Below are 18,053 nucleotides of genomic sequence, written 5' to 3' on the forward strand. Positions count from 1 at the left end.
GTACTCAAAATACTGACTTTAATCAGCATGAGCACCTAATCATTGTGAAACCAAAACGACCGAAGCCGCTTTCGACCACAACCACCAAGCACCCACACTTATCGGTTGTTCAATTTTTTAAAGAGCGACAGACATTCATCAACTGTCTTTCTGCTTGAATCCTGCTTACGTCGAGCGCTGATTTTTCGCACAACATCGAACAGAACTCTCACCCCCCTTAAGCGCCGAACTCTTTTTGAAAAGTGTTTTTCGTTCAGGAGAGCCGCGCATTATAGAGATAAAAAAACGCCGGTCAACAGGAAGTCAATAAAACTTCTTTTTGCGCCTATCGGAGCGGGACTTGGAGAGCACACGGCCTTGCCCGCGACACTGATGCACTCACCCTTCAGCTTACCGGCGGCCCGCATCGCCCCCCGTAACCCGAGCCACGAGCGGGCCAAGCTTGAGCTCAACTACCCCACTCTCGCACTCACCCAGAACGCTGGCAGCAAACCGCCACTCCCTGGACGCCGGCCGGTAGATCATGCCGGTGCGGACCTCGAAGAGTTCGTCGCGCTGCTTGATGCGCACCGGACACACTTCGACGACGCGAGCAGTGAACGGTGTGTCGGCGGGGACCCGGAGGTACTTGCTCGGCTCCGAGCCTTGATCGAAGGGACCGTAGGCAACCACGCGAGTCGGCACCCGATCGTCCTGGGCTCGCTTCAAGCCCGTGCAATCCTGACTTGGGGGGAAGACCACAGTCCGAGCAGCGCCCACCTGGCGCAAGGGGACCCCCAACCAGGCGGGACCGAACTCGAACACAGCATCAAACGACGCCCGCTGCTCGGACTCTTCTCCGGAATAGCGCCTCTCCACGGCAACGGCGTAGCCAGCAGCGTCCGTTGGCCGAGCATCTGAATAGGCACCCCCGGTGGAAGCCGGCACAAGCCACACCTCCGCGGTGCGCACCGGTAGCCCCAGGTCGGCCAGCCGTGCCTCGTCGACTGACGCCGGGTAGTCAAATGCACGGCTGTCAAGCAACCATGCCGGCGGCTTGTCGCAATCAATCGGCCGATAGAGCGCCACCTCCACCCTTACCAGACTCATGACCGGGATGGGCGCCTGCGCATGATCGACGGCATCGCCTACCACCATGGGCGCACGCAGGACCTTGTTGATGGCCAGCGGCGTACCCTCGGGCCAGCGCAGATGCATCCGGGGGTCTGCCACCCGGGCGCCTTGCAGCGGATCGGCCAGCCCCAACTCCGCCTCCCTCGATTCGAGCAAGCGATCGCCACAGCCGGCGAGGAGCAGTGCGGCAGCAGCCACCCGGATGATTGTTGTGCCAGCGCGGACATGTCGAGTGCGATGCGTCATGGCTTTTCCAGCATGATCCAGATTCGGTCGCGCTCAGGGGCGACTGACCCAACCTCGAGCACGACGTTGCGGATGAGGTCATGCCGCCTTGATGCACAAGCCTGCTTCATCGCCTGGCCAAAGGCATCGGCAGAGCACGCGCGCGCGCTGCACCAGCCACCGTCGAACACGATGTCGCCGTCGCGAAAGGGCACGGCCGGGTCGCTCGCAATGATCTCGGCCTGAGCCGCGATACGGATACCCTGGTAATGACCGTCGATGAAATAGGGCTCGCCCTGAATCGGGCGCTGGATGCGCCCAAGGACCTTGCACAGCTCGGGCGCGGATGTTCTCGCGCGCGACGGATCGCGTCTCATCCACCGCTCGATCGAGAGCAGGACATCGCTCGCATCGGGAAGGTCGGCGTGTGCGCTTGCAGCGGACTGACGCACTGGCGCCTCTACGACCGCTATCGTCTGCCGCGCACCATCGGCCATGTGACATGCCGCAGGGTCCAGCCGGCACAGTGCAGGATTCTTCAGCCCCTGACTGTCTCGTCGAGCACGCAGATAATCACCAAGTGAAGGGTTGAGCATGGGACGGGGAACGAGATCTGGAGTCGAGTAAGCACGCAGTTCGACCGGCGGTGACGACGTGGCACCCGCTTCAGGCTCGAAACTGACGAGATGACTTCCGTAGTGACTGAAACGCAGCATGCCGGGCGCGGCCCGAGCCCCCTCATCGAGTGGAAAACCTGGGCGGATTTCATACAGCGCTGCTGGATCGGCCCCATCCGGCCGATCCGGGGAAATCTCGCGCGGCGGGAACACACTGGCGTCTAGGATGATCGGACGACCGTTGTAGCCGTCCCAAGCCACTAGCAGCCTGGCATCATTGCTGGCGACGTAACGCGTGCGCACCAGCACGTCCACAGCCTCGAGCATGGCGCCGGGCGGCAGGAAGGCCCTGCGGGCACGCTCCAGCTCCCGGGCCTTTGCGCATGCGCGCAGGCTCTGCGTGGACGTTCCGGCACATGCTGGGGTCGAGGCCCCCTGCGCAACCCATGCCCGCGGCGCCCAACTTCCTGCGTCGGAATCGTCGGACAGCGCGACGCGATGAAGCGCAGTTGCGCTCATCCCCAGCAGGCTTGAACCAAAAGACACCCAGGCAAACGGACTATCGTGCAGGACCCCCGAGGCCGACGGCGTCAAAGACGCAGACGGATCGGCCCGATCAAGGTCAACAAGGTAGTAGCCTGGCAAGGGCTGCTGTCGCGTCGAGCGCGTAAGGAACGCAAGCCAGCGCTCGTCTGCGGAAAGGGCTATCGCCCCTTGTTGCATGCTCCACGCGTAGCCATCACGGAGCTGGTCGAGCTGACGCCCGTCCGGCACTGCGATCCGGCGCAGATTTCGCTGGCGCTGATCCCAGACCATCAGGTAGCCGTCGTCGAGCGAGAAAACAGCAAGATTCACCGCGTTGGTGCGATGAGCGCGGACATGCTCCGCCTCCGGAAAGCGCGCCTTGAAGATCATCCTGTTGGCAGCGATGTCCCAGACCTGGAACTCAGTCACCGAGACGTCCTTGTCCTTGGTGAGCACCGCAAGATGAGCGCCGTCTTCGCCGAGCAGCGCGAAACCGTAAGCATCCTCCAGAGTGAAGGCAAGCTCGCCGGACGCCATGCGCCACACATAGCTGTGCACGCGTCGACTGGAGGCCTCGCCCGCCACCGTCCGGCTATGGACCACGGTCTGGCCCAACGGCGCGACAACCGTCCGAAGCACCCCCTGGTCAATCGGGAACAATCGCAAGCGATCGTCGGCGCGCTGTATCAGAGCCTCCGGTAAGCGCGGACTCATCGGCAGCACATTGAGAATACGTCCGTTTGCGGGATCGAGTACGAGCAGATCGTGAAAGCGGACGCCTTGGATACCACCGCGTGCTTCCACCACGACGAAGTCCTGCACCGGTGCCGACATGGGATCATCGGCGTACCCGGAAAGCGCGAAGCACAGGATCAACGCTACCCCCAGCACCTTGATGCCGCAAGCCCAGGTGCTTGCCGGGCGCCAGCCATATGCGCGCTCCTCCTCCGATGCAACACCTGCGCCGGCCTTCATCGGAATAACGCCCGCAGCCAGCTTCCGTTACGCAGCAGTGTCATGATGCGAAACGGGATCGACCCGACCACGAAGACGCTGAACAGCGTCAGCCACGCGCCCCCCCTTCCACAAGATGTAGCCGTTGATTCCCCAGAACAGCCAAGCCAGCGAACTGCCAAACAGGAGATAGCACATTAGGCAGGCAGAACCGGCGACGAACAGCACATAGAAGCTGAACATCACCCTGTCGCGCGCGCGTCCAGCCCCGAGTCGGATCATGAGCAGGGCTGCGACGGCCACCACGAGCACGAAGGGCAGCAGGGCGAGCAAGTAGGCGAGCAGTTCCACGAGCGCCCCCGCCACGAAGGCCTCGACGCTCGCACTTAAGGGTTCGGCCCATCGCAGCCAGTCGTGATCGCTAAGCCACGCTGGCGCACTGGCGTTGAAACTCGAGACCCAGGTCCGCGGCACGATGCTCGACAGCACCAGCCCCCAGAACAGTGTGTTGAGACACAGCACCAGCAGCGTCAGCATGACACGCCGGCCGGCGCCCATGGGCTCTCCCGCCGACCGCTCACCCCAGCCCTCGAACCGAGCGCACCATAAAGCATGCGCTGCAGTACTCAAGGCACCGAGAGCGATCACCCACTTTGCGTGCGTCACGAGCAGAAAGACAAACGCAAACGGAGACACCAAGGCAATGAGCAGGCTCACGACAAGCTCAAGAACCCCGCTGGCGCTGCTGATGCGCTCGCCGATCGTCGACCGCGCCGACACCCCGAGCATCATCACGCTCGGGTCCGCACGGTGACGCGTCAGCGGTCGGGGTTGTGGCATGCAAGAGCGCCCAGCAGGAGTGCACACGCACCCCGAGAGGAGCGCATCGTCACGTCATTCGCGATCGCGTCGCCGGCCGCAGCATGGCCAGACCAGACACGATCAGGATGGCATGGAAGTCGACCAATTATAGTCAGACTGGCTGGACGCAGTCTTCGATCTCGAGGTGACGCTCATCGATTTGTCGGAGCCTGCCAGAGTTTTTGATCTAGACGCCCTACCCACTGGAGCACAAGGCTCCAGGACGGTCAGTTGTCCAACTGGGCGTCGACAGGCGCGAAACCATAGTACGAACCGTAGGCTGAAGGCTCCGGCGCGTAGGCCGCGACCTTTATTGCGTCGGTCAGGGTCACGGTGTCGGTGAAACCGTCAATGCCCCGCTCGTCCGCCAGCCATGCGGCTTCGACCTGCTGGTCAGACATGCCCTCGAGGCTCAGATTTGCGTTCAGGCGTGCCGACCGGTACTCGAAGGCCGTATCGTGGGCAATGAACAAGGTGTGCTGGCAAGCCGTGATGCGGGTTTCGTCGAGCGGATCGGCGCCCATGACACGCGTACCGCAGAACGGACAGTGAACAGGCGTGTAATAGAACGTTTTGAGTTCGGTGCGTTGTATGAACTGGGACATCGGGATCTCCTTGAGCGCGCTGATGATGTAGCTGCGTGCACCGCACAGCGAAGCTGCAGCGCACGGGCCTTGTTGGTGAGCTCCCCGTTACGGCGAACCCCTTCTGTAACGCAAGGCATTGGCGCCTGTCTTGCCGCCGCTGAATGCGTTTCGGGTTATCGGGTTTCAAAAAGCAAAAGGCCCGGCGCTTGCCGGGCCTTGCGACAGCCTGCGCTTTACGCGCGACGGCTGGGATGCAACTCAGTTGGCGGCGCGAATGTTCGACGCCTGCAGCCCCTTGGGGCCGGTGGTCACGTCGAAGGTGACGCGCTGGCCTTCAGCCAGGGTCTTGAAGCCTTGGCCCTGGATGGCGGAGAAGTGCGCGAACAGGTCGTCACCCCCGGCCTCCGGCGTAATGAAACCAAAGCCCTTCGAATCGTTGAACCACTTTACGGTACCAGCTGCCATGTCTTGAATCTCCTGAAAACGGGGAAAGCCCCCTGGATGGGGCGAGTATCAAGACAGCAAGGTATGACTTGGGGGAATACGGCCGAACGGCGCGGCCATGAGACCGCAACCGAAAATCGGATATGCCAACAAACAAACTGCACGACTTGAATATCGCTGGGCCACAGTATGCGCGCATCGGGCCAATAACGACAGCAATTTCTCTACCGATCGTAACCTGTCAGTGCGCTCCCCACCCGCGATGCCGCGCGAGGCGCAAGCGAGAGCGCGCTGCCCGCCCACCCATGATGCCTTAAATCTCCCCGGACACACCTCCGCACGGGCGTTACAATTGCAGGCTTTCCAGGCCGCAACCGGAGCCTTCGCAATGCCGCTCACCCAGACCGAAAACCTCAACGTCCTCGCCTTCGATCACATGCCGTCGCCGGACGAGATCAAGGCCCGCGTCCCGCTCACCGAGCGCGCTGCTGCGTCGGTGGTCGCCGGGCGCAAGGCGGTGATGGACATCCTCGACCGCAAGGACCCGCGGGTATTCGTTGTCGTCGGACCGTGCTCGATCCACGACCCGGTGGCCGGCCTCGACTATGCGCGCCGACTCAAGACCCTCGCCGATGAAGTATCCGACACCCTGCTACTGGTAATGCGGGTTTACTTCGAGAAACCGCGCACCTCCACCGGCTGGAAGGGCTTCATTAACGATCCCTTCATGGATGACTCGTTCCGCATCGACGTCGGCATGGAGCGTGCTCGCCAGTTCCTGCTCGACGTTTGCGAGATAGGCCTTCCCACCGCGACCGAGGCGCTCGACCCTATCGCACCGCAGTACTACGGCGATCTCATTTCATGGACCGCCATCGGTGCCCGCACCTCCGAATCCCAGACCCACCGCGAGATGTCGTCAGGCCTGTCCACACCGGTCGGTTTCAAGAACGCTACCGACGGTGACCTTGAAGTGGCGATCAACGCCATCATCTCGGCCGCAAGCCCGCACAGCTTCCTCGGCATCAACAGCCAAGGCCAATCGGCCATCACCCGTACCCGCGGCAACCGCTACGGTCATGCCGTGCTGCGCGGCGGCGGCGGGCGCCCCAACTACGATTCGGTGTCGATCTCGCTCGCGGAGCAGGCGCTGGCCAAGGCAAAGTTGCCAAAGAACATCGTGGTCGATTGCTCGCATGCCAATTCCTGGAAGAAGCCCGAGTTCCAGCCGCTGGTAATGAAGGACGTGATGCATCAGATTCGCGAAGGTAATGAGTCGGTGGTCGGACTCATGATCGAGAGCAACATCGAAGCTGGCAACCAGCCGATTCCAGCCGACCTGTCGCAGCTCAAGTATGGCTGCTCGGTGACCGACGCTTGCGTGAGCTGGAACACCACCGAGGACATGATCCGCAACGCCGCTGCCGTGCTGCGCGAGGTGCTGCCGGCTGTGGAGCGGCGCGCATGAACCTGGTCGTGCTGGCTGCCGACGTCGATAGCGTCGCGCTGAAGAACGTCGCCAAGCTCACCGAAACGCGCGAAATCCAGCAGATCACCCCGCGCTCGTTCCGCTTGCTCGGCGCCCGGCCGCACGAAGGTCTGGTCACGGTTTGTGCCGAGGGCGGACTGGACCATGTGTGGCTCCCCGAAGGCCGCCGGCTGAGCGACTTCGGCCTTTTCGTCACCGACATGGATTCGACGCTGATCAACATCGAGTGCATCGACGAGATCGCCGACATGCAGGGCCTCAAGCGCGAAGTGGCCGCGATTACCGAGGCTGCGATGCAGGGCGAGATCGACTTTCGCGAATCGCTGACGCGCCGCGTAGCACTGCTCGCCGGACTCGACGAGCGCGCACTGGCCGAGGTGTTCGATCACCGCCTGCAGCTCAACCCCGGCGCCGAGCGCCTGCTGCAGGGACTGCAGCGCGCGGGCATCCGCAGCATGCTGGTGTCGGGCGGATTCACCTACTTCACCGAGCGCCTCAAGCAGCGTCTCGGCTTCGACTACGCTTACGCCAACGAACTGGAAGTGATCGACGGCAAGCTGACTGGAAAGGTGATCGGCGACGTCGTCGATGGCGAGGCCAAGGCAAACCATCTGGTGCGCATGCGTGACGAACTTGGCCTGAAACCCGAGCAGGTGATTGCAGCTGGCGATGGCGCCAACGACATTCCCATGTTACGCGCGGCAGGCTTTGGCGTTGCATTCCATGCCAAGCCTGTACTGCGCGACGTAGCCCACTGCTGCCTTGACCACTCCGGGCTGGACGGCATCCTCGACCTGTTCGGCAACGACGTGGGTTGACCCTCCGGAGCAGCCTGCGCTCAGGCGGGCGCAGGCTGCTCCGCCAAGCGCCCGGCCTGCATGCGCAACACCCGCCCGCAGCGGCGAGCCAGGGATTCGTCATGCGTGACCAGGATCAGGGTGGTGCCAGCCTCGCGGTTGAGGCGGAACATCAGTTCGATCACCGATTGTCCGGTTTCCGCGTCGAGATTGCCGGTCGGCTCATCGGCCAGCAGCACCCGAGGATTGGGCGCAAAAGCACGTGCCAGTGCCACGCGCTGCTGCTCGCCCCCTGAAAGATGCTTGGGATAGTGACGCAGCCGGCCACCCAGACCCACCCGCTCCAGCCACTGCGAAGCCACCGTTCGAGCATCGGCAACGCCGGCAAGCTCGAGCGGCAGCATCACGTTCTCCAGCGCGGTGAGTGCGGGCAAGAGCTGAAAGGACTGGAACACGAAGCCGATCGATTCGCCTCGCAAGGCCGCCCGCGCATCCTCATCGAGCGCAAACAGATCGGTACCCTGCAGCCGCACCGTGCCGCACACGGGAACATCCAGGCCGGCGAGCAATCCCAGCAGCGTCGATTTGCCCGAGCCGGACGCGCCGACAATGGCGACCGACTCCCCCGCCCCCACCGCGAAACTCACGTCCTGCAGAATGTGCAGATCGCCCTGGCCATCAGCCAGCCGCACCTGCTTGGACAGGCCATCGACCTCGATGACCGGACTGGAGAGCTCAATGCCGCTACGATCCATCGCAACCTTCTTCGTCATGTTGTTGTTCACCGCCATGGCCAACGCCACACCCTCCATCCTGGTCTGGGGTGACAGCCTGTCGGCCGGCTACGGCCTCAAGCCTGGCGAGGACTGGCCCGCCTTGTTGCAGACGCGTCTGCGACAGGAAGGGTTCCTGCACGAGGTCGTCAATGGCAGTGTATCGGGTGAAACCTCTGCGGGCGGACGCACGCGCCTGCCCGCAGCGCTGGCGCGCCACCGGCCGACCATCCTCATCCTCGAGCTTGGTGCCAACGATGGACTGCGCGGGCTGCGCCCGCAACTCATGGGCGACAACCTGCGGGCGATGATCGCCGACGCGCGCACGGCAGGCGCACGCGTGCTGCTCGTCGGCATGCAGATGCCGCCCAACTATGGCGCAGCCTACACCCGCCGCTTCGCCCAGACCTACGTCGACGTCGCCGCCGACACCCAGGTGCCACTGATACCCTTCCTGCTCGAGGGTTTCGCCGACCGCCCCGAAATGTTCCTGGCGGACGGCATTCACCCGAGCGCCGAGGCACAGCCTCTGATCCTCGATACCGTCTGGAAGGATCTTGCGCCAATCCTGCAGTAAGGCCGCTCAGGCCACTTGCACTCGGACGGCACCCGCCGCCATGGTACCGATGACGGTACCGGGCATCCCCTGCTCGGCACAAATGGCCGACTGCACGGCATCCACAGCGTTCGGCGCGCAGGCAACGAGCAAGCCGCCCGAGGTCTGTGGGTCGGTAATCAGCTTGTGCTGCCACTCGGGTGCGTCGGCAGCCAGATCGATGCTGTCGCCGTAGCTCGCCCAGTTGCGTGCAGACGCGCCCGTGGCCGTGCCCGCCTGGACCAGCGCCAATGCTTCCGCAATCACCGGCAGCGCATCGAAGCGCAGCATGGCGCCAAGTTTGGCACCGCGGCACATCTCCAAAAGGTGGCCAGCAAGGCCAAAGCCGGTCACGTCGGTCACCGCGTGTACGCCATCGATATCGGCCATGCGCGCACCGGCCCGGTTGAGCGTAGTCGTCCAGCGCAACATCTCGGTATAGCCCTCTGCCGACAGCGTGCCCTTCTTGAGACCTGCAGACAGGATACCGATACCGAGCGGCTTCGACAGGATCAACACGTCGCCTACCCGTGCGCCGGCATTGGTGCGCACCCGCGCCGGGTCAACCACACCAAGGCCCACCAGGCCGTAGATCGGCTCGAGCACATCGATCGAATGCCCGCCGGCGATCGGGATGCCAGCCTGGCGACACACCTCGGCCCCGCCCTGCAGGATCTCACCGATCACCGCGCGCGGCAGCTTGTCGAGCGGCATGCCGACGACGGCCAGCGCGAACAGCGGCGTCGCACCCATCGCATACACGTCGGAAAGCGCATTGGTGGCGGCAATGCGGCCGAAGTCGCGCGGATTGTCGACGATTGGGGTGAAGAAGTCAGTGGTGGCAACGATCGCCTGGCGCTCGTTCAGTCTATAAACCGCGGCGTCGTCTGCGGTGTCGGTACCGACCAACAGGTCGGCGGGCACGACACCGGCAGGCATCGCAGCCAACAGTTCGGTGAGTACGCCGGGCGCGATTTTGCAGCCGCAACCGCCACCGTGGGAGAATTGGGTCAGTTTGATTTCATTCATGTTCAGTGAGGAGTGACGGCAGGCCGGTGCGCACACCGGATGGAGCCGCATCAACCATGCAAAAAGGCGTCGCGACCGTAGCACAGCTGTCCGGGTTTGACGAGATCATTGACGCCCGCACGCCGGCCGAGTTTGCAGAGGACCACCTGCCCGGCGCAGTCAACCTGCCGGTGCTCGACAACGAGCAACGCATCATCGTCGGTACGATGTACAAGCAGCAATCCGCTTTCGAAGCGCGGCGTGTCGGCGGTGCGATGGTGGCCGCCAACATCGCGCATCATCTCGAAACCGCACTATGCGACAAGCCGCGCAGCTGGCGCCCGCTCATCTACTGCTGGCGCGGCGGCCAGCGCAGCGGCTCATTCACCACCTGGCTGCGCATGGTGGGCTGGGATGCCTGCCAGCTTCAGGGGGGCTACAAGGCCTTTCGCCACCACGTCATCGCCGGTATCGAGCAGATTGCGCCAGGGCTCGATCTGCGCGTCGTCTGCGGCCCCACCGGCAGCGCCAAGACACGCGTACTCGAGGCCCTTGCCACGCTTGGCGCTCAAACACTAGATCTGGAAGATCTCGCTGCCCACAAAGGATCGGTACTGGGCGCCCTGCCCAACCGCCCGCAACCTGCGCAGAAGCACTTTGAGACAATGCTGCATGCACAACTCGTCACGCTGAACCTGGCACGCCCGGTGTACATCGAAGCCGAGAGCCGCAGGATCGGCATGGTGTTCGTACCCGAGCCGCTGATCATGCGCATGCGTGCCGCGCCTTGCATCATGATCGACGCGACGCGGGACGCCCGCCTCGAGTTCCTCATCCGCGACTATGCCTACCTGGGCGACGACGTGGGCGGCCTGCAACGCAGCCTGCAAAGGCTGCGCGAGCTGCAGAGCCGCGACACACTGGCACGCTGGCATGCACTCGCCGAAGCGCACGCCCTGCCGGCGCTGTTCGGCGAACTCATGGACCTGCACTACGACCCGCTCTACCGCCGCTCGCAGAACGGCAACTACCTGCGCTACGCGGACGCCCCCAGCCTGCACACCGACGACCTGAGCCCGGCCGGAATACACGGGCTGGCCCGGCGCATCCTGGAGCTCGGCTGAACACGGGGCAAAGCTTCGGATCGGACGCCGGAGCCCGAGCCCATGTTCAGGCCGCAGGCAGCTGCGGCTCGACCTTGCCGCGGATCGCACATATGCGCTGAACCACTGCGGGGCGTGCGCCCTGCACTTCGCCCTGTTCAAAGGCAACCAAGGTCCAGTCGCCCTCGAGACGGTCGATGAGCTCCATGGGCTGGAGCAGGAAGTCGGCCCGCGACGGTTTGCCGAAGCGTTCGTTGCCCGCCATGAAGGTTTCATAGATCAGGACGTCGCCCTGCCCCAGCAGAGCAAGCATGTCCCCAAAGCGCGGTCGGTACAGATAATTGGTCACGACCACCCCCCGATAGCGCTCGCCGGCCAGCGGCCAGTCGGCACCCTCCAGGTCGAGTACGCGCGTCCGGATGCCGGGGATGTCCCGCAAGGCCTCCAGCGCGAGGGAATCGCGATCGACAGCAGCCACCTCGTAGCCCGCGCTTGCCAGCCAGCGCGCATGGCGACCATTGCCGCAGGCGTAGTCGAGCACACTCGAACCGGCGGGGATCAGTGGGGCAAAACGCAGCACCCAGGGCGACGGGAGCGCAAGGCCGGGATGGGCGTGAGTGTTCGAGGTGGAGAGGGACATGTCTTGGTCCTGCCGGGGTTGTCGTGCGCGTTGACCGGACGCAATTCTATGCGCTGTTGATCCGGTACCGGTGGCGCGAAGTCGATCTGTGATATACAGGAAGTCGCCCACGAGCGCATGCCCGGGGCACCCCTGCCTACCACGATCGTGCTTCCGTGACTGCCCGACCGCAAGACCGCGAATCGCCCCCCGAGGCCCCCACCGAGTCGCCGGCCCCAGCTCGCCCGCCCATTACTGGAATCTCAGCGCCAGCGGACGACAGCGCACACTGGCTCGAGATGCTGCAGTCGGTGAAGCAGGTTCTGTTCCGCACCGACAATATCGGTCAGCTGACCTTTCTCAACGACTTCTGGAAGGTGCTATCCGGCTTCGCGATCGAACAAAGCCTCTGCCGCCCGCTCGCCGACTTCCTGCACCCGGACGATTGCCAGCGGGCGCGTGCGGCATTCGCCGAACTGCTCGACGGCCAGCGCCAGGAGTGGGCCGACGAGCTGCGGCTGCGCACCCACGGCGGCGAGATCCGCTGGATCGCGATCAATGCACGCCGGCCGAGTGCGGGCAGCGGATCGCCGAGCTGGATAGCCGGTACCCTGGATGACATCTCTGCGCGCAAGATCGCGGAGATGACCCTGCGCAACCTCAACCTCGAACTCGAAGCCCGGGTGCGAGCGCGAACCGCAGAGCTCGAGGCCGCGAACCGTGAGCTGGAAGCCTTCTCCTACTCCGTGTCGCACGACCTGCGCGCACCGTTGCGAGCCATCGACGGTTTTGCCCGCATCCTTTACGAGGACGCCGCTGACAGGCTCGAGGCGCACCAGCGCGAGCAGCTTGGGCGCATCCGCAAGGCCGCCGAGCGCATGGCCATCCTCATCGATGCACTGATCGGGCTGGCAACGGTGGCTCGCCAGCCACTCAAGCGCCAGCAGGTTGACCTGTCGGCACTGGCCGAATCGGTCATTCAGGAGCTCCATGCCGAGGACCCGGAACGCAGGGTCGAAGTCGAGATCACCCGGGATCTGAGCGTGAATGCAGACCCTGGACTGATGCACGTCATGCTCGACAACCTGCTCCGCAACGCCTGGAAGTTCACACGCGACACCCGTATGCCGCGCATTGCCTTTCTTGCTCGCCAGGAGGGTACACGCACGGTGTACTGCGTCGAGGATAACGGTGCCGGGCTCGACATGCGCTATGCGAACCGGCTCTTCGAACCCTTCTCCCGCCTGCACACCACGGAATCGTTCCCGGGAACGGGCATCGGCCTTGCCACGGTCAAGCGCATCGTCACTCGTCATGATGGCCGGATTTGGGTGGAGTCCCGCCCAGGCGAGGGAGCACGCTTCCATTTCACCCTGAGCCATTGAGTGAATCGAGGCAATGCGGGCTAAAACGGAACCAGTTCGCAAAAAGCAACAAGCCGACGAAGCGACTTTTGTGCACCGCAGTATAATGCCCGCAGACTCCAGGCTGACGCGCCTTGCCGCGCCCTCGGAGCGGATGCCGCACACCAGACCCTGACCTCTCCCCCTATTCCATCCCCAGGTTTCCATCATGAAAGAGAAACACTACCTGACACCGCTGCTGGAGCCACGCTCGGTAGGCATCATCGGCGCCAGCGAACGCGAAGCGTCGCTCGGCAGCGTGCTGATGCGCAACATGCTCGAAGCCGGCTACAAGGGCAAACTGTTCGCGATCAACCCCAAGCACGACAAAGTGCATGGGGTTGCCTGCTACAAATCGGTGGAGGACGTGCCGCAACGACTCGATCTCGTCGTAATTGCGGTGCGTGCCGAGAAGGCGCCCGCAATCATGGAGAGCTGTGGGCGAGCCGGCGCCAAAGCGGTAATCATCCTGTCGGCAGGCTTCTCCGAGGCCGGACCGCGCGGCGCACTGCTCGAACGCCAGGTGATCGATGCTGCTCAACGTCACAAGATCCGTCTGCTTGGCCCCAACTGTCTGGGCGTGATGCGCCCGCAACTCGGCGTCAATGCCACCTTTGCCCATGCCAGCGCACTCAAGGGCAGCATTGGCCTGATCTCGCAATCGGGTGCGCTATGCGCGGCGATCCTCGACTGGGCAAAGCCGAACAACGTCGGTTTCTCCTCGGTCGTCTCCCTGGGGTCTTCCTCGGACATCGATTTCGGCGAGGTGCTCGAGTACATGATCTCCGACCCGCGTACCGAGAGCATCTTTCTCTACGTCGAGGGCATCCGCGACCCACGCCGCTTCATGAGCGCCCTGCGCGGCGCGGCGCGAGTGAAACCGGTGCTGCTGATCAAGGCTGGCCGCCACCCCGAGGCGTCGAACGCCATCCTGTCACACACCGGCGCCCCCATCGGTGACGACGCCATCTTCGACGCGGCACTTCGTCGCGCCGGTGTCATCCGCCTGTACAACCTCGGCCAGCTCTTCGCCGCAGCCAATGCCCTGTTCTCGCACTTCCGCCCGCGCGGCAACCGTCTGGCGATCATCACCAACGGCGGTGGCCCCGGCGTGATGGCGGCCGACCGCGCGCTCGACATCGGCATCCCGCTGTCCCAGTTCTCCGAAGGCACGATGGAGAAGCTCAATGCAGCGCTGCCTGCGAGCTGGTCGCGTGGCAACCCGGTGGACATCCTTGGCGACGCCGACCCGGAGCGCTACGGCAAGGCGCTCAAGGCAGTACTCGAAGGCCCCAACGTCGATGGCGTGCTGGTCATGCTGACCCCGCAGGCAATGAGCAACCCGACGGGCGTGGCCGAGGTCATCATCGAACTGGAAAAAACCGCAGACAAGCCCGTTGTCGCATGCTGGATGGGCGAGGACCTCGTCGGCGAGGCACGCCAGAAGTTCAGCGCGGCGGGCATCCCGCACTTCCGCACTCCCGAGCCGGCGGTCGAGCTGTTCAGTCACATCTCGGCCTACTACCAGAACCAGAAATTGCTGATGCAGACGCCGTCCTCGCTGTCGGACCTGCCCGCACCGTCGATCGAGAGCGCACGCCTGGTCATCGAGATGGCGCTCAACGAGCGCCGCAAGAAGCTGAACGAGATGGAGTCGAAGGCGCTGCTCGCCGCCTTCCGCATCCCGATCGCGCAGACCGTGGTCGCGCGCTCGGCGGCCGAGGCCATGGTGCTGTCGGCCGAGATCGGGCTACCAGTGGTCATGAAGATCGACTCGCCAAACGTCAAGCACAAGTCGGACGTCGGCGGCGTACGCCTGAACATCCGCAGCCTGGCTGCGGTGCGCTCGACTTACCAGGAGATCCTGGACGAGGTGAAGCGTGCACAGCCCGAAGCGGTGATCAACGGTATCGCGATCGAACCGATGATCCAGAAACGCAACGGCCGCGAACTGGTGGTTGGCGTCAAGCGCGACCCCGTGTTCGGCCCCGCGATCAGCTTTGGCGAGGGCGGCAACCTGGTGGAAGCCAACCGCGACATCGCAGTGGCCCTGCCCCCGCTCAACAGCTTCCTGGTCCGCGACATGATCCGCTCCACGCGCATCGCGTCACGCCTGGGCGAGTTCCGCAACATGCCTGCTGTGGACATGGATGCGCTCGAACTCGTGCTGCTGCGCGTATCGGAGATGGTCTGCGAATTGCCGTGGATCACAGAGATGGAGATCAACCCGCTCATCGTCGATGAGAACGGTGTGGTGGCGGTCGACGCCAGCATCAGCGTGGAAAACGTATCGCCGACGGCGGATCGCTATGACCACATGGCGATCCACCCCTACCCGTCGCACCTCATCAGCACCTGGACCGTGCCCGACGGGACGACGGTGACCATCCGCCCGATCAAGCCCGAGGATGCCGAACTCGAAGTCGAGTTCGTGCGCGGTCTATCGGCCGAGACCAAGTACTACCGCTTCATGAACACGATGCGTGAGCTACCGCCGGCGATGGTTGCGCGCCTGACACAGATCGACTACGACCGCGAGATGGCCTTCGTCGCCACGCTGATGGTCGAAGGCGTCGAGAAGGAAATCGGTGTGTGCCGCTACGCGGTCAACCCGGATGGCGAATCCTGCGAGTTTGCCGTGGTGGTCGCCGATGACTGGCAACACCGCGGCCTGGCTCGCAAGTTGATGGGTGTGCTCATCGAGACCGCACGCAGCCGCGGCATCCAGTACATGAACGGCGTCTTCCTCGCCAATAACGAACGCATGCTCAAGTTCGTGCAGAAACTTGGCTTCGTGCTCAGCAACGACCCTGAGGACAGCTCGGTCAAGCTCGGCGTACTGCCGCTTCAGGACTGAACGATGAAAGCCGGCATCGAGCACATCGACTTTCATGGTCTGCCCGCGCTGAGCCTGAGCACGCGTGCAGGCGCGCGCGCGGTCGTCAGCCTGTTTGGCGGCCAGGTCCTGTCATGGACACCACCAGGCGGCGGCGAGCGCATCTACCTGAGCCCCACGGCGGTCCTGGATGGCCACACGCCGATCCGTGGCGGCATACCCGTATGCTTTCCTCAGTTTGCCGCGCAAGGCGCGCTGCCACGCCACGGTTTTGCACGCAATGCCATATGGCAGGTAGAGACCGAACGCAGCGATGACGACTTTGCCCTCGTTACGCTCGGCTTGCGCGATGATGTTGCCAGCCGCGCGCTGTGGCCGCACGCATTCCACGTCGAGTTGGGCATCCTGGTTGAAGACAGCCGCCTGGACATCGAGATCGAGATCGAGAATACCGGCGATGCGGCCTTCGAGTTCACCGCAGCGCTGCACACCTACCTCGCAGTGCGCGAGGTCGAGGAATCCCGCCTGGAGGGACTGCACGGCCACATGTTCCACGACATGAACGCTGACGGGCAGGTGATGCGGGAAAGTGGCGACGTTGTGCTGGTCGAAGGCGAGGTCGATCGTATCTATCGCGACGTCAAGCGCCCCTTGCTACTGCGTGAGTATGACCGCAGCCTGGGCATCAACACCGAAGGCTTCCCCGATGTGGTGGTATGGAACCCCTGGGAGGAGCGCAGTGCGGCGCTTCCCGACATGCCGAACGACGGCTTCCGCCGCATGCTTTGCGTCGAGGCCGCAGCGGCAGTCGTTCCGGTGACGCTGCCTGCGGGCAAGATCTGGCTCGGCAGGCAGACCATGGTCGCGCTCTGATCAGCGCGGGGCGCCATCCGCAATGGCGGCGCCCCTCAAGCCCCGGACGAGCGGCCACGAGAATGCGCAGGCCGCCAAAGTGAACGCACAAATGCAAAAAGAGGCCGTAGCCTCTTTTTGCATTTGTGCGTCGTTAAATCAACGACGCACAAGAATATTTGGAGCGGGAAACGAGTCTCGAACTCGCGACCTCAACCTTGGCAAGGTTGCGCTCTACCAACTGAGCTATTCCCGCTTTAACGACAGGGCGCAAATTATAGCAACTTTGCAACCACATCGCAACACTACAAAACTACTTTTTACTACTGGAGGCGCGACTCGGAATCGAACCGGGGTACACGGCTTTGCAGGCCGCTGCATAACCACTCTGCCATCGCGCCACGACCATTTTGGCCGGCTGCCCCTGGCCTCAGCCCGGAGCCACCTTCCAGACCAAGCAAACCGCTTGGCCTACGAATACTTGGAGCGGGAAACGAGTCTCGAACTCGCGACCTCAACCTTGGCAAGGTTGCGCTCTACCAACTGAGCTATTCCCGCTCGGGAAAGACCGCCATTATAGGCAAGTTTTTTAATTCGTCAACCACAATCACAAAATTAGTTCGTGTTCGTTGCATTCACTGGCGTAGCGCAACACTCAGTCACCGCCCTTATCAAGCAACAAAGGCATCGCCCGGTGCAAGTAGTAGCCCATCGACCACAGGGTGAGGCCTGCTGCGACATAGATGAGGATGGTACCAACCAGCACCATGTCGATACCAAGCACGGGGGCGTTGAACAGCAGCATGGGGATCGCCGCCATCTGCGCCGCAGTCTTGAGTTTGCCGACAAAGGCCACGGCAACACTTGCCGATTGCCCAACCCTTGCCATCCACTCGCGCAGTGCCGAGATCGTGATTTCGCGGCCGATGATGACCACCGCAATAAGCGCATCTACGCGCGACAGTTGCACAAGCAGGATCAACGCCGCCGCCACCATCAGCTTGTCCGCAACCGGATCGAGAAAGGCACCGAAAGCCGAGGTCTGCCCGAGGGCGCGGGCAAGGTAGCCGTCGAACCAGTCTGTGACGGCGGCAACCACGAAGATGATCGTGGCGATCAGGTTCTTGGTCTCGACCGACAACGCCCCGTCGGACAAATAGAAGACGCCGACGAAGACCGGGATGAGAACGATGCGCGCCCAGGTCAGCGCGTTTGGGATGTTGAGCGGCATGCCGGGGGGCGTTTCGCATGA

The 18,053-nt window shown here is 63.4% G+C and carries 16 protein-coding genes and 3 tRNA genes; 7 read left to right on the forward strand and 12 right to left on the reverse strand.

Features of this window, described 5'->3' with window-relative positions:
• Positions 1–390: 390 nt before the first annotated feature.
• The 5 genes from P7F68_RS18495 to P7F68_RS18515 form a co-directional block, all read right to left on the reverse strand.
• A complete protein-coding gene (locus P7F68_RS18495; protein WP_277835359.1) occupies positions 391–1,359 on the reverse strand; it encodes a hypothetical protein in 969 nt (322 codons plus the stop codon).
• Positions 1,356–3,455, reverse strand: coding sequence for a hypothetical protein (locus tag P7F68_RS18500; RefSeq protein ID WP_277835360.1), 2,100 nt, complete (start codon positions 3,453–3,455; stop codon positions 1,356–1,358). The genes P7F68_RS18495 and P7F68_RS18500 overlap by 4 nt, the downstream gene beginning before the upstream one ends.
• Positions 3,456–3,482: 27 nt before the next feature.
• Positions 3,483–4,274, reverse strand: coding sequence for a hypothetical protein (locus tag P7F68_RS18505; protein ID WP_277835362.1), 792 nt, complete (start codon positions 4,272–4,274; stop codon positions 3,483–3,485).
• A gap of 248 nt (positions 4,275–4,522) precedes the next feature.
• A complete protein-coding gene (locus P7F68_RS18510; protein WP_002929956.1) occupies positions 4,523–4,900 on the reverse strand; it encodes a hypothetical protein in 378 nt (125 codons plus the stop codon).
• Between the two features lie 240 nt (positions 4,901–5,140).
• Positions 5,141–5,347, reverse strand: coding sequence for a cold-shock protein (locus P7F68_RS18515; protein ID WP_002929959.1), 207 nt, complete (start codon positions 5,345–5,347; stop codon positions 5,141–5,143).
• A 367-nt stretch (positions 5,348–5,714) separates the two neighbouring features.
• Here P7F68_RS18515 and P7F68_RS18520 point away from each other — a divergent pair, with 367 nt between their 5' ends.
• The gene (locus P7F68_RS18520) at positions 5,715–6,794 is read left to right on the forward strand and encodes a 3-deoxy-7-phosphoheptulonate synthase (protein ID WP_002929962.1); all 1,080 of its coding nucleotides are present in this window, start codon (positions 5,715–5,717) and stop codon (positions 6,792–6,794) included.
• A complete protein-coding gene (gene serB / locus P7F68_RS18525; protein WP_277835365.1) occupies positions 6,791–7,633 on the forward strand; it encodes a phosphoserine phosphatase SerB in 843 nt (280 codons plus the stop codon). Before P7F68_RS18520 ends, serB begins: the two co-directional genes overlap by 4 nt.
• Before the next feature lie 20 nt (positions 7,634–7,653).
• Here the strand turns inward: serB and P7F68_RS18530 are convergent, their stop codons facing one another.
• Positions 7,654–8,367: an ABC transporter ATP-binding protein gene (locus tag P7F68_RS18530; RefSeq protein WP_198291800.1), complete on the reverse strand. Its 714-nt coding sequence runs from the start codon at positions 8,365–8,367 to the stop codon at positions 7,654–7,656.
• Here P7F68_RS18530 and P7F68_RS18535 point away from each other — a divergent pair.
• Positions 8,351–8,962 carry an arylesterase gene (locus tag P7F68_RS18535; protein ID WP_051018820.1) on the forward strand — a complete coding sequence of 204 codons (612 nt, stop codon included), beginning with the start codon at positions 8,351–8,353 and terminating at the stop codon, positions 8,960–8,962. The two genes, P7F68_RS18530 and P7F68_RS18535, sit on opposite strands and share 17 nt — an antisense overlap.
• A 6-nt stretch (positions 8,963–8,968) precedes the next feature.
• Here the strand turns inward: P7F68_RS18535 and selD are convergent, their stop codons facing one another.
• Positions 8,969–10,009, reverse strand: a complete 1,041-nt coding sequence (gene selD, locus P7F68_RS18540) for a selenide, water dikinase SelD (protein ID WP_277835368.1) — start codon at positions 10,007–10,009, stop codon at positions 8,969–8,971.
• 56 nt (positions 10,010–10,065) lie between these two features.
• Between selD and mnmH the strand changes: the two genes are divergently transcribed.
• Positions 10,066–11,112, forward strand: a complete 1,047-nt coding sequence (mnmH, locus tag P7F68_RS18545; protein WP_277835370.1) for a tRNA 2-selenouridine(34) synthase MnmH — start codon at positions 10,066–10,068, stop codon at positions 11,110–11,112.
• Between the two features lie 46 nt (positions 11,113–11,158).
• Here the strand turns inward: mnmH and P7F68_RS18550 are convergent, their stop codons facing one another.
• Positions 11,159–11,731, reverse strand: coding sequence for a class I SAM-dependent methyltransferase (locus P7F68_RS18550; RefSeq protein WP_277835372.1), 573 nt, complete (start codon positions 11,729–11,731; stop codon positions 11,159–11,161).
• Between the two features lie 239 nt (positions 11,732–11,970).
• On the opposite strand from P7F68_RS18550, the gene P7F68_RS18555 reads away from it, so the two are divergent.
• The 3 genes from P7F68_RS18555 (at position 11,971) to P7F68_RS18565 (ending at position 16,822) form a co-directional block, all read left to right on the forward strand.
• Entirely contained in the window at positions 11,971–13,095 is a 1,125-nt protein-coding gene (locus tag P7F68_RS18555) for a sensor histidine kinase (RefSeq protein WP_277835416.1), read from the forward strand.
• A 187-nt stretch (positions 13,096–13,282) separates the two neighbouring features.
• On the forward strand, positions 13,283–15,970 hold the full coding sequence (locus P7F68_RS18560) for a bifunctional acetate--CoA ligase family protein/GNAT family N-acetyltransferase (protein ID WP_002929979.1): 2,688 nt from the start codon (positions 13,283–13,285) through the stop codon (positions 15,968–15,970).
• A gap of 3 nt (positions 15,971–15,973) precedes the next feature.
• Positions 15,974–16,822, forward strand: a complete 849-nt coding sequence (locus tag P7F68_RS18565) for a D-hexose-6-phosphate mutarotase (RefSeq protein ID WP_277835375.1) — start codon at positions 15,974–15,976, stop codon at positions 16,820–16,822.
• A 159-nt stretch (positions 16,823–16,981) separates the two neighbouring features.
• On the opposite strand, the gene P7F68_RS18570 is transcribed toward P7F68_RS18565, so the two are convergent.
• The 4 genes from P7F68_RS18570 to pgsA form a co-directional block, all read right to left on the reverse strand.
• Positions 16,982–17,057: transfer RNA gene (locus P7F68_RS18570), tRNA-Gly, on the reverse strand.
• A gap of 71 nt (positions 17,058–17,128) precedes the next feature.
• A tRNA-Cys gene (locus P7F68_RS18575) sits at positions 17,129–17,202 on the reverse strand.
• Between the two features lie 81 nt (positions 17,203–17,283).
• A tRNA-Gly gene (locus P7F68_RS18580) sits at positions 17,284–17,359 on the reverse strand.
• Between the two features lie 97 nt (positions 17,360–17,456).
• On the reverse strand, positions 17,457–18,032 hold the full coding sequence (gene pgsA, locus P7F68_RS18585) for a CDP-diacylglycerol--glycerol-3-phosphate 3-phosphatidyltransferase (RefSeq protein WP_002929982.1): 576 nt from the start codon (positions 18,030–18,032) through the stop codon (positions 17,457–17,459).
• Between the last annotated feature and the right edge of the window lie 21 nt (positions 18,033–18,053).

This window comes from Thauera mechernichensis, assembly GCF_029588855.1.
In the GTDB taxonomy this organism is placed as follows: Bacteria; Pseudomonadota; Gammaproteobacteria; order Burkholderiales; family Rhodocyclaceae; genus Thauera; species Thauera mechernichensis.